The following is a 12,260-nucleotide window of genomic DNA, read 5'->3' on the forward strand; positions in this document are numbered from 1 at the left end:
AGGAGAATAAATTGGATGGGTATATGATTGCGATTATGTTAGCTTGTTTCTTCTTGTTAATTAAGCCTTTTCGGTATTTCTTGAATCTTTTCTTAGGAAATGATCAGCCGTTACTCTACAAGTTCTCTCATATTATTGGTCTAGTCATTCTCATTCTCTTTATTATGCTAATTATAGACGATTTAACATTGCAACCTATTCAAAAACTGGCTAGTAATCAAAATGCGGCCCTTTATTTAGTTAGTCCGTTAATGATGGTCTTAGCTATATATATGACATCATTGTTTTTATTTGCGAAGGAATTCCTATTACTAGTGAAAAAATATAAGCCTGTCATTGTCCCCGTCTTGTTATTTACTTCAGTCTTTTCTATCATGGAGCTGATAAACAAGAGTTCCGAACTGTTTTCCACTCTAGGGGGAACTCCTGAACAACCGGGTTCAACTATACACGAATTACCTTGGATTAACGCATATACGACAAGCCTCTTTTTTAATGGACACTTATTTATTTTCCTAACTAGTTTAACGATTCTATGTGCTTACCCGTTTCTATCGCAAAAAGAAGCAAGGGACTACACAATCAACTAGAAAGCCCCTGTTCTAGTGAACAAGGGCTAACCTAGTTTATTTTTTTGTTTTAATTTTTCCGCCCCATTTTTTAAAGCCACCTTGTAAGTGTGAAAGGTCTTTATATCCTTTTCTGTTTAGAAGCTGGGCTGCACGACCACTTCTAAGTCCACTTTGACAATATAAGTATACAGGCTTATCAGGTCGTATTTCTTTTAAACGCATTTTCATTTGGGACATAGGAATGTTTCTTGCTCCTAAAATATGCCCAGCGTCAAATTCGTTTGGTTCACGTACATCAATTAGTTGGGCCTTACGATATCCTTCACGGAATTGCTCCTCATTAAGAGTTTTTACAATTCTTCGTTGATATAGGAAAGTAATAACTGAATAGGCTATGATACCACCTAAAACGATTAGTAGAAAATATAATGTATCCAATGTAATTTCTCCTTTCGCAGTTGCTAAGCAAGTAATATTATATCGGTCTTTACTATGTGTAGTAAAGAAAATATAGCAATTTTTTAAAAGGATAAGTTGCTTTGTTTTTTTTTATAGATTTGATAGACTAAAAAGCGTCATGAATTTAACAATATTAGAATGAGGTTTTTATATGAAAAAAGAAACATGGAGATTTATTGATTCAGGAGAGGGTTCTCCTTCTTTTAATATGGCTCTAGATGAAGCATTATTAGAATGGCATAGTGAGGGTAAAATACCGCCAGTGATTCGTTTTTATGGCTGGAATCCTGCGACACTATCGATTGGATACTTTCAAAAAGTAGAGAAAGAAATTAATATGGATGCTGTTCGAAAGCATGGGTTAGGTTTTGTACGCCGACCAACAGGAGGAAGAGGAGTCCTTCATGAGCATGAATTAACATATAGCGTTATCGTTTCGGAAGATCATCCTGAAATGCCAAAAACGGTTACGGAAGCATACCGAGTTATTTCTGAGGGTATTTTAAAAGGCTTTCATCATTTAGGTCTAGAGGCATATTTTGCTGTACCGCGAACAGATGAAGAAAAGAATTCCCTAAAGAATCCTCGCTCAGCTGTTTGTTTTGATGCACCAAGCTGGTATGAACTTGTAGTAGAGGGGAGAAAGGTAGCGGGAAGTGCGCAAACAAGGCAAAAGGGCGTAATCTTACAACATGGCTCTATTCTACTAGATATAGACGAGGATAAACTTTTCAGCTTATTTAATTATCCTAACGAACGAGTTAAGGAGAGAATGCAAAAGGCTTTCAAAAATAAAGCAGTTGCCATTAATGAAGTTAGTCAAAGGCAAATTGGGATTGCTGAAGCGAAGGAAGCTTTCAAGATTGGTTTTGAAAAGGGTCTTAATATTGAATTGGAACCGTATGAGCTTTCAATAGAAGAGTTGAACTATGTGGAGAATCTTGCAAAAGATAGATATGAAAATGATGAATGGAATTACAAAAGGTAGAGGCGTAGGCGGCGCCTTTTTTTTGTTTCTAATCTGACTAATAAGAAAAATTTACCATAAAACTTTTGGCCTATTAGTCAAAAGTGCAAGGCTCGAAATTTGTTAAAATTTATCGATAACTGCTGATAATCTATCTTTAACTCTAGTTTTCTCTTATTTTTAGTTTTTCTTACGTTTGACAAAATTAATTTACACTGAATAAAACACAATATATAGTATTGTCGAAAATATTTATAACACTATATATTGATTTTCGTTTTTTTGTATGGTAACTTTAGGTTACTTTTAAAAAACAACTAGATTCTACTAATTGATCTTTAAAAAATAGATTAGAAAAGATGTAATGATATTTAAAGGAGTTGTGTTTATGTCTGTTGCGTTTGGACAAAAAATGAATATTGATGTTGAAAGATTGAATAAGGACATCCGATTGTTCCCTCAAGTTCATCCGATTACCCCTGATATGAAAATTACCCACAAAGGTGTTTCACGATTAGTAATGCTCGATCGCTACACTTTCAAAGATACAGAGAAACTTACATTATCTAATGGAGATTTTGTTGTACTAACCATTAAGGAAGATCCAAAGTTCCCGGCTAGAGGGTTAGGATATATTCTAGAAATTGACTGGGAACAAAAGAATGCCAAGGTTCTTGTAGACGAAGAATTCCGCGGGGTTCTAGATGGTGAAGAAGGAAGCACGGGAGTTATTCGACGTTCATTAGATGTTATTGAAAAACCGCTAGAGCTATTTTACGAACAAATTGCGAAACGCAACGCAACAGGCTTAGCATCGGTTGAGAAGACAGAAGAAAAAAGACAAGAATGGTTCCAAAAATTCTATCAAGAATTAGTTAACTTAAACTTCGTTCCTGCTGGACGAGTACTATATGGGGCTGGAGCAGATACAGACGTTACATACTTCAACTGCTACGTAATGCCTTTTGTACAAGATTCGCGTGAAGGAATTTCTGAACACCGTAAACAAGTTATGGAGATTATGAGCCGCGGTGGTGGAGTTGGAACAAATGGTTCAACATTAAGACCACGTAACACTTTAGCAAAAGGTGTAAATGGCAAATCTTCTGGTTCGGTTTCATGGTTGGATGACATAGCGAAATTGACTCATTTAGTTGAGCAAGGTGGATCAAGACGTGGAGCTCAAATGATCATGCTAGCAGATTGGCATCCAGATATTATTGAATTCATTATTTCAAAAATGCAAAATCCAAGAATTCTAAGATTCTTGCTTGAAAATACAAATGATGACACTATTAAGAAATACGCAAAAGAAAAGCTTAAATTTACTCCTCTAACAGAGCAAGAAAAATTAATGTACCAAGGAATTATTAACTACAAACATATTCCTGGTTATGGGGGTTTCTCTGATAAGATTATTGCAGATGCCGAAGAAAAATTAACTGTTGGTGGAAATTTCTCCGTTCATAATTCTGAGTTTTTAACAGGGGCCAATATCTCAGTTTGCTTAACAAAAGAGTTTATGGATGCTGTTGAGAATGACGAGGAATATGAGTTAAGATTCCCTGATGTGGAAAGTTATGATGCTGAAGAGATGAAGCACTACAATGAAGAATGGAGCAAAGTCGGAGATGTACGTGAATGGGAAAAGATGGGTCATAAAGTTCGCGTTTACAGAAAGATTAAAGCCAAGGAATTATGGAATTTAATCAATATCTGTGCAACATACTCAGCTGAACCAGGTATTTTCTTTATTGATAATGCCAACGACATGACTAACGCGAAGAGCTACGGTCAACAAGTTGTTGCAACAAATCCATGTGGAGAACAACCTCTCGCACCATATTCCGTTTGTAACCTTGCAGCGGTAAACCTAGCTGAGATGGCTGATAAAGAAACGAAAACAGTTGACTTTGCTAAGCTTAGAAAGACAGTAGAAGTTGGCGTACGTATGCAAGATAACGTTATTGATGCAACACCATACTTCTTAGAAGCTAATAAAAAACAAGCCCTAGGAGAAAGACGTGTTGGATTAGGGGTTATGGGTCTTCATGATCTTCTCATCTACTGTGAGACGGAATATGGTTCTCCAGAAGGGAACGAACTTGTTGATCGCGTATTTGAAACAATCGCTACCACTGCTTATCGTGCTTCGGTAGAATTAGCAAAAGAAAAAGGAAGCTTCCCATTCTTAAATGGAGAAACTCCAGAAGCGAGCAACCGTTTAAGACAGGCCTTTACACAAACAGGCTTTATGAGTAAAATGCCAGAAGATATAAGAGAATCTATCTTAGAGCATGGGATCCGTAACTCACACTTATTAACTGTGGCTCCAACTGGGTCCACTGGTACGATGGTTGGGGTTAGTACTGGATTAGAACCTTATTTCTCTTTCTCTTATTTCAGAAGTGGACGTTTAGGAAAATTTATTGAAGTAAAAGCAGATATTGTACAGGAATATTTAGATCAAAATCCAGGAGCAGATGCAGATAACTTACCACATTGGTTTGTTACGGCAATGGAATTAGCACCTGAAGCTCATGCTGACGTTCAATGTATTATTCAACGTTGGATTGACAGTTCTATTAGTAAAACTGTTAATGCACCAAAGGGATATAGTGTTGAACAAGTTGAGAAAGTATATGAAAGATTGTACCGTGGCGGTGCTAAGGGTGGAACAGTGTATGTTGACGGTTCTCGTGATTCCCAAGTACTAACATTAAAAGCTGAGGAAAACAGTTTAGATGAAGAGAGACCTCTAGAAAAACCTAAACAGCATGTAGTACTTGTCGATACGATTAGTGATTTACGTTCAACTGATGTTACTATCGGTTCTGAAGTAGGAAATACTTGTCCTGTATGTAGAAAAGGAAAAGTCAAAGAAATCGGCGGTTGTAACACATGTACAAACTGTAATGCACAGTTAAAGTGCGGATTATAATCCCCCTAAAGAGACTGGAAATATTTTTTCCAGTCTCTTTTTTTCTTTATTCTTAGATTTTGCTCATACTACAACTAATTGATAAAAAATGAAATGAGGTTGTAATATGGAGCCGTTTGTACCGCAGTTAGTGTATATAGAACCTAAAGCGTTGGACTATCCTCTTGGGATGGAGCTTAAAGATAAGTTTGAAAAAATGGGGTTGGAAATCCGGGAAACAACATCACACAATCAAGTTAGAGGAATTCCAGGGAGTAATGAGCTTCAGCAGTACCGAAATGCGAAATCCACACTCGTAGTTGGTATAAGAAGAACACTAAAATTTGATACGTCTAAACCATCAGCTGAATACGCCATTCCATTAGCAACCGGTTGTATGGGTCATTGTCATTATTGTTATTTGCAAACCACTTTAGGTAGTAAACCCTACATAAGAACTTATGTAAACCTAGAAGATATTTTTGATCAGGCTCAGAAATATATGGATGAGAGAAAACCCGAAATAACAAGGTTTGAAGCAGCATGTACCTCAGATATAGTGGGTCTAGATCACCTTACCCATTCCTTAAAGAAAACAATTGAATACTTTGGACAAACTGACTATGGTCGTCTTCGATTTGTTACGAAGTATCACCATGTTGATCACTTATTAGATGCTAAGCATAATGGAAAAACAAGATTTCGTTTTAGTGTCAATTCCAGATATGTGATTAAACACTTTGAGCCAGGTACTTCCACTTTTGATGAGAGATTAGAAGCAGCTCGTAAAGTGGCGAATGCGGGGTACCCTTTAGGTTTTATTGTGGCACCTATCTATTTACATGAAGATTGGAAAGAAGGTTATTTAGAACTGTTTCAAAGGCTTAGTGATTCATTAAAAGGGATTAACTTAGAAGGGTTAACATTTGAACTTATTCAGCACCGATTCACAAAACCTGCGAAAAACGTCATCGCCAAAAGATATCCTAAAACAAAGCTTGAGATGGATGAGGAGAAACGGAAATATAAATGGGGACGATATGGAATTGGCAAGTACGTTTATCAAGATGAAGAGGCGAAGGATATGGAAGCAACAATAAGAGAGTATGTCCACTCCTTTTTCCCAGAAGCAGAAGTTGCTTATTTTACGTGATTAGCCTAAATAGTGAAACAAAAATAACAAAATACAATTTGTCCGTAGTACTAAAATTTTACAAAGCTGCTTAAAGATGTATCAAGTGACTACATCTAGGGAGTGGCTAACATGTTTATTGATGGGGTTTTCTCAGGAGGAGGAATAAAGGGTTTTGCGCTAATAGGGGCGTTCGAAGCTATAGAAAATAGAGGTCTTCAGTTTAAAAGGGTGGCTGGTACAAGTGCAGGTTCACTTGTTGCCGCACTAATTGCAGCGGGGTATACGAGCAAAGAAATATATGAGCTTATTGACGAAGTAGATATGGAGGAGTTTTTAGACAGAAGAAAAACATTTATTCCCCTATCAGTAGGGAAGTGGCTATTTTTATATTGGCGTTTAGGCTTGTATAAAGGGGTTGCCCTCGAGGGATGGTTAGAAGATAAGCTTGAAAAAAAAGGGTTGAAAACTTTTGGAGATCTTCCTGCCCAAGGATTAAGGATTATTGCTTCCGACTTAACAAATGGGCGCTTAATCGTGCTTCCGGATGATTTACCCCATTACAATATTGATCCGTACACTTTCTCTATAGCTAAAGCAGTTAGAATGAGTTGTAGTCTACCGTATTTTTTTGAACCTGTTAAATTATACAATGGAAAAGAATGCAGTCTAATTGTTGATGGGGGAGTTTTAAGTAATTTTCCTATGTGGCTATTTGATAAAGATAATACAAAAAAAGTGCGACCTGTAATAGGTATTAAGCTAAGTCATAATCTAATTGGACATCCTAAGCATATAATAAATAATGCAATTGATATGTTTGAGGGTCTATTTGAAACGATGAAGGATGCCCACGATTCACGCTATATTTCAAGGAAGCATGAAAAAAATATTATCTTTATTCCGACTGAAGGATTTTTAACAACTGAATTTAAGTTAACAGATGAAAAGAAAAAACTCTTAGTAAAACTGGGAAGGGAGTGTGCAGAAGATTTTCTTACTAAGTGGACATATTAAAAACCGAACCTTTAAAAAGAGGCTCGGTTCTTCTTTTTTCCTTTTTTTCCTTCTATTACAGTAAGGTGCGATGTATCTTTTTTAGTGTTTTGTTTTTTCAATTTTGATAAAGTCCCAATCCGTGTTGGGGTCTTTTGAGTATCTTTTTGTACGAATCTCTTTTTTGAGCGCTTTGCTGCTTTTCGAAATGCTTGCTGCTCTTTTTTCTGAGGTCCAGCTTTATAAAAGCGTCGAACAAGAAAATAAATGATAGCACCGACAGCTATGAATACAAAAATGCTTTGCAAGAAGTCAGTTGGATTTGAGATGAAACTCGAAATAATCCCTATGGCTGCAAGGGATATTAAACCGATTACAAAATAAAATGAAGTCCGATTATTCAAGAAAGCCACCTCCCTAAGAGCATGATAAGCATTTTTTGCTTGTTTTAAACTAATTTTCCCTATTTTTACACAATTTTAAAATAAATTATTTCATTTGAAAATTTTTACGTTTTAACCACACGAGTGCTTAAAGGGAATAAAACCATGATGCTTAAACGATTAAGATACTAATAAAGTGCTTCAAAAATATAAAGAAACCCTCTGAGGTTATCGCATCATTTAGTAACCTTTTTTAGGCTTGAACATTTTCTGTGGTTCATTCTCCTCTTATATATAGGTACTAACTAATTTATGCTCAACAGCACCATAGTGGAACACTCTTTTTACAATTGGATTCGTCAGTCACATAATTAAGAAGAGACATGAGTTAAAGCTTGACTTAGTGGAGCTCCTGCTACCGGGGGTATTTCTTTTATTCTTATCATTGGTCCTCGTCCATGAAAAATTAGACCAAATAAAAGGGGTATACTTCCATCATATAAATAACTTAATTTTAATATTCGAACGAATTTTTGTTTTATTAAGAAATGACAGTTCGAAATATAGAAGGGTAATTTTCGATCAAGTTTACTTGTATTGTCCTTATCTTTATTCTACTAAAAATGAAAGAAAACCTCTACATCTTGAGAATTTTTTAAGTAGCAGTAATAAAACATAAATTATACGGAGATATATGCAATGTAATAAAAGGGGATGGACATAATAGAAATGGAGGTGGTTAGAATGGCTAACGAAAAAGCAAAATTAGAGCAAAATCAAGATGAAAAACCAATGACCTTTCTATCAATGGTTATGTTAACTGGCTTTGTAGGTGGAATTCTATGGAGTGGATTAGGTTATTTAGCTTACGTTTTTAATTTTACTGAAATTCGTCCGAATGTTGTTCTCGAGCCTTGGGCACTTGGGGATTGGAAGAATGGCTGGTTAGGAACAGTCATATCTATTATTGTGTTAGGCGCTGTTTCGATTGTAGTTGCATTAATTTACTATGCTGCTCTAAGAAAAATGAATAAGCTCTGGGTAGGTATTGCTTATGGATTAGCAATATTTATGCTCATATTCTTAGTGCTCCATCCGATTTTTCCAAGTATTGATCCAATCAATAAGCTAGAAAGAAATACTTTAATAACGTCTATTTGTTTCTTTATTTTGTACGGAACCTTTATTGGTTACTCTATATCATACGAAGAGCAAGAACAAACACAAAGACAGGAAAATGAAAAAGAGGTTCCATCTTAAGTTGTGTTGGAAACGCGGTTCTCTTTTCTCTTACTTTCAAGTAGTTGAGTTTAAAAATTTTGTGTTAGAATGTTCTTATTGAACATTCTTTTTCAATTAGGATATTTCACTATGGGATCTGTACTCTATACGATAGAACTTTCTTCAAAGCACTATTAGTGAAATGGCTTGATTAAGTAACTATACTGATTTAAATTCAGTATAGATTTTTAAACCGGGAGTACTCAATAATGAAGAGATACCTACTGTTAAATGGACCTAATCTTAATCTACTTGGGAAAAGGGAACCAGGCGTTTATGGTTCTACCACATTAAGAGAACTAGAAGAGACAATTGTAAAATTAGGTATCGAGAATCAAGTAGAAGTCAGTTGTTATCAATCTAATCATGAAGGATCCCTAATTGATAAACTTCATGAAGCAAACGAATTGGGGTTAGATGGGGTTATTTTTAACCCAGGGGCATATACCCATTACAGCTATGCGATTAGAGATGCTATAGCAGGAATAAATGTCCCAGTTATTGAAGTACATATATCAAACGTTCATGCCCGCGAATCTTTCCGTCATGAGTCAGTGACAGCCCCGGTTACAAAAGGTCAAATTGTAGGGTTAGGATTAAAAGGCTATGAACTAGCGTTGTTAGCACTATTAGAAAGCACAAGGGAGAGAGGGTAAATGGTAAAATTAAACAAAATGAGAGAACATTTTGAAAAGCTTGGTATTGATGGTATGCTCATCACTAGCAATTATAATCGCCGTTATATTTCGAACTTTTCGGGATCTGCTGGAGTTGTTTTAGTTAGTACAGACCAAGCACAATTCATCACTGACTTTAGATATGTTGAACAAGCTTCTAAGCAATGTGAAGGGTTTGAAATTGTTAAACATACTGGAGCAATTCCTGAGGAAGTGGCTGTACAGGTTCAAAAGCTTGGAATTAAAAAACTGGGATTTGAGCAAGACCATCTTACATTCTCAGCTTTTAAAGCCTATGAAAAAGTGGTTGGGGCTGAATTAGTTCCTGTTTCTGGTTTAGTTGAAAAGTTACGCTTGATAAAGACCGAGCCAGAGATTAAGATATTAAAGGAAGCAGCGGACATTGCTGATGCTGCATTTAAACATATTTTAGATTTCATTCGCCCAGGTTTAACAGAATTAGAAGTGTCGAATGAATTAGAGTTCTTTATGAGAAAAGCAGGCGCAACGTCTTCTTCCTTCGATATTATCGTTGCATCGGGAGTTCGTTCAGCTTTACCTCACGGTGTTGCAAGCGATAAGGTCATCGAAAAAGGTGATTTTGTGACGTTAGATTTCGGTGCCTATCATAAAGGGTTTGTTTCAGATATTACTCGTACATTGGCAGTTGGGGAACCAGATGCAAAGCTTAAAGAAATTTATAACATCGTTCTTGAGGCTCAATTACGAGGAATGGAAGGCATTAAGCCTGGAATGACGGGTAAAGAAGCGGATGCATTAACGCGTGACTACATAACAGAAAAAGGGTATGGAGAGTATTTTGGGCATTCAACAGGACACGGAATTGGCTTAGAAGTTCACGAAGGTCCTTCTCTTTCCGTAAAATCAGATCTAGTTCTAGAACCGGGAATGGTTGTAACGGTTGAACCTGGAATCTATATCCCTGGTCTTGGTGGAGTCCGCATCGAAGATGATACGTTAATTACGAAGGAACACAATGAAACGCTAACTCACTCAACAAAAGAACTTATTATTCTTTAATAGAGGCTTTTTCTAAATCAAGGGTCACCGGTGTTTTATTATAAGTAACTCTAAGTGATGAACTCAGGTAGCTACCGTTTGCGAAAATAGTCTTACTTTTTATACTCTAGGAGGATTTTAACATGATTTCTGTAAATGATTTCCGTACAGGATTAACAATTGAAGTGGATGGAGGTCTTTGGCGTGTAATGGACTTCCAACACGTTAAGCCAGGTAAAGGAGCTGCGTTTGTACGCTCAAAGCTTCGTAATCTTCGTACGGGGGCAGTACAAGAGAAAACGTTCCGTGCTGGTGAAAAAGTAGCAAAGGCACAAATCGATAATCGTAAAATGCAATATTTATATGCGAATGGAGATCAACATGTATTCATGGATAATGAGTCATATGATCAAATTGAACTTCCTGCTTCTTCAATTGAATATGAGTTGAAGTTCCTAAAAGAAAATATGGAAGTATATATCATGATGTATCAAACGGAGACTCTTGGAGTTGAACTTCCGAATACAGTTGAATTGGTAGTTACAGAAACTGAGCCAGGAATTAAAGGAGATACAGCTTCAGGTGGAACGAAGCCAGCAATTCTTGAAACTGGCCTAAGTGTCCAAGTTCCGTTCTTTGTTAACGAAGGCGACAAGCTAATAATTAATACAACTGATAGCTCATACGTTTCTAGAGCTTAATGTAAAAGACAAAACCCAAATGGATTTCATTCCATTTGGGTTTTTATATTCTCTTAATCCTGTTTTTCAATATCTCTTCCTGCTGCTCCAACTGACATGTTTGTGTTCCCGCGAGTATTATATTCAGGATCCAAATTTCGGTCAGGGTGATTATCCTTCTCGTCACCTAAATATTTGTTTTTAAGTGTTCTTTGTTCTTTTAAAAATTTATCATGATTTTCGTTTACCATTTCACTAGCTCCTTTCCGTATTATTATTCTCTCTCTAGTTGAAAGATATGAATGTAAAACGGTAGAAGGAGTGATCGTCATTAAGTGTAAAATGAAAATAATGCAGTAACCTCAGCTTTTATTTCAAGCGTCCCAGCTTCAATCGGGGTGGTATCTGCAGCCATTACGACTTGGGATTCGGTAAATGGAACCGGCCCTTTTTGTTGAGTCGTATGTTCAGTTATTTTTAGCGGTGTGTTAATTAACTGGACTTGTAAGGTTTGTGCAATGGTTTTTGCTTTTTCAATTGCATTGATTATGGAAATGGACAACGCTTGACGGTAAGATTTATCTTGATTTGAAACGGAGAATTCTATTTGTGAGACGAAATTAACACCATTGTTCACAGCAGTATCTACTACAGTTCCTACATTTTTAATTTGATTAATGGTGACTCTTAGCTTATGTTCTACCTTATAACCTTTAAAAATTTGCTCTCCTTCAACGAAATCATAAACAGGATAAGCTGCAAAATTGACCGTTCTGATTTGATCACTTGGAATCCCAAGTGAAGTTAGCGACTGGATTACATTTGTTGTTCTTCGCGCGTTTTCTTGTTGAGCTTTTTTTAACTCTTTGTCTTCTGTGATTACTCCTACAGTTACCTTCACTTGATCTGGTTGTATGGAAACAACACCCTCACCGATAACCTTTATGGTTGATACTTCGTGTCGATAATGATTTTGAACGTTAGACATGTATCTATAATTTGGTTGTGTATAGTACAACTTTTCCCCCTCACTTTCCTTATTCTTCATTAAAATGTACGGTCAAAATCCTTTAGAAATACATAAACTTTAAAATTTCGATAAGTTGAGGAAACTGGTAGACCAATTTTGATAGAAAAGAATTTTGTGGGTTTATTAACTATGTTATAAAGAGC

13 protein-coding genes are annotated in these 12,260 nt (G+C 36.2%); 9 read left to right on the forward strand and 4 right to left on the reverse strand.

The annotated features are described in order from the left end of the window. Window positions 1-11 precede the first annotated feature (11 nt). Entirely contained in the window at window positions 12-590 is a 579-nt protein-coding gene (locus ACFYKX_RS18040; RefSeq protein WP_389362467.1) for a hypothetical protein, read from the forward strand. A gap of 36 nt (window positions 591-626) precedes the next feature. Here the strand turns inward: ACFYKX_RS18040 and ACFYKX_RS18045 are convergent, their stop codons facing one another. Beyond that, window positions 627-1,010 carry a rhodanese-like domain-containing protein gene (locus tag ACFYKX_RS18045; RefSeq protein ID WP_389362468.1) on the reverse strand — a complete coding sequence of 128 codons (384 nt, stop codon included), beginning with the start codon at window positions 1,008-1,010 and terminating at the stop codon, window positions 627-629. Between the two features lie 172 nt (window positions 1,011-1,182). Here ACFYKX_RS18045 and ACFYKX_RS18050 point away from each other — a divergent pair, with 172 nt between their 5' ends. The 4 genes from ACFYKX_RS18050 (at window position 1,183) to ACFYKX_RS18065 (ending at window position 7,067) form a co-directional block, all read left to right on the forward strand. Beyond that, window positions 1,183-2,019 (forward strand): lipoate--protein ligase family protein, encoded by an 837-nt coding sequence (locus ACFYKX_RS18050; RefSeq protein ID WP_389362469.1) that lies wholly within the window; start codon window positions 1,183-1,185, stop codon window positions 2,017-2,019. A 367-nt stretch (window positions 2,020-2,386) separates the two neighbouring features. Beyond that, complete coding sequence (locus tag ACFYKX_RS18055) at window positions 2,387-4,939, forward strand: vitamin B12-dependent ribonucleotide reductase (RefSeq protein WP_389362470.1); 2,553 nt, start codon at window positions 2,387-2,389, stop codon at window positions 4,937-4,939. 106 nt (window positions 4,940-5,045) lie between these two features. Further along, window positions 5,046-6,071: a spore photoproduct lyase gene (splB, locus tag ACFYKX_RS18060; RefSeq protein WP_389362471.1), complete on the forward strand. Its 1,026-nt coding sequence runs from the start codon at window positions 5,046-5,048 to the stop codon at window positions 6,069-6,071. Between the two features lie 111 nt (window positions 6,072-6,182). Next, window positions 6,183-7,067, forward strand: coding sequence for a patatin-like phospholipase family protein (locus ACFYKX_RS18065; protein WP_389362472.1), 885 nt, complete (start codon window positions 6,183-6,185; stop codon window positions 7,065-7,067). An 11-nt stretch (window positions 7,068-7,078) separates the two neighbouring features. Here the strand turns inward: ACFYKX_RS18065 and ACFYKX_RS18070 are convergent, their stop codons facing one another. Beyond that, on the reverse strand, window positions 7,079-7,459 hold the full coding sequence (locus ACFYKX_RS18070; protein WP_389362473.1) for an SA1362 family protein: 381 nt from the start codon (window positions 7,457-7,459) through the stop codon (window positions 7,079-7,081). A 714-nt stretch (window positions 7,460-8,173) separates the two neighbouring features. On the opposite strand from ACFYKX_RS18070, the gene ACFYKX_RS18075 reads away from it, so the two are divergent. The 4 genes from ACFYKX_RS18075 (at window position 8,174) to efp (ending at window position 11,108) form a co-directional block, all read left to right on the forward strand. Beyond that, window positions 8,174-8,689, forward strand: a complete 516-nt coding sequence (locus ACFYKX_RS18075) for a YqhR family membrane protein (protein ID WP_389362474.1) — start codon at window positions 8,174-8,176, stop codon at window positions 8,687-8,689. 230 nt (window positions 8,690-8,919) lie between these two features. Then, on the forward strand, window positions 8,920-9,366 hold the full coding sequence (aroQ, locus tag ACFYKX_RS18080; protein WP_389362475.1) for a type II 3-dehydroquinate dehydratase: 447 nt from the start codon (window positions 8,920-8,922) through the stop codon (window positions 9,364-9,366). Further along, window positions 9,367-10,428: a M24 family metallopeptidase gene (locus ACFYKX_RS18085; RefSeq protein WP_389362476.1), complete on the forward strand. Its 1,062-nt coding sequence runs from the start codon at window positions 9,367-9,369 to the stop codon at window positions 10,426-10,428. It abuts the gene before it with no gap. 122 nt (window positions 10,429-10,550) lie between these two features. After that, on the forward strand, window positions 10,551-11,108 hold the full coding sequence (efp, locus tag ACFYKX_RS18090) for an elongation factor P (protein ID WP_389362477.1): 558 nt from the start codon (window positions 10,551-10,553) through the stop codon (window positions 11,106-11,108). Window positions 11,109-11,161: 53 nt separating this feature from the next. Here efp and ACFYKX_RS18095 read toward each other — a convergent pair whose 3' ends face one another. Together ACFYKX_RS18095 and ACFYKX_RS18100 are read right to left on the reverse strand one after the other, a co-directional pair. After that, complete coding sequence (locus ACFYKX_RS18095; protein ID WP_389362478.1) at window positions 11,162-11,338, reverse strand: hypothetical protein; 177 nt, start codon at window positions 11,336-11,338, stop codon at window positions 11,162-11,164. Between the two features lie 80 nt (window positions 11,339-11,418). Beyond that, window positions 11,419-12,105, reverse strand: a complete 687-nt coding sequence (locus tag ACFYKX_RS18100) for an SIMPL domain-containing protein (protein WP_389362479.1) — start codon at window positions 12,103-12,105, stop codon at window positions 11,419-11,421. Between the last annotated feature and the right edge of the window lie 155 nt (window positions 12,106-12,260).

Source organism: Cytobacillus spartinae (assembly GCF_042865285.1).
Taxonomy (GTDB): Bacteria; Bacillota; Bacilli; order Bacillales; family Cytobacillaceae; genus Robertmurraya_A; species Robertmurraya_A spartinae.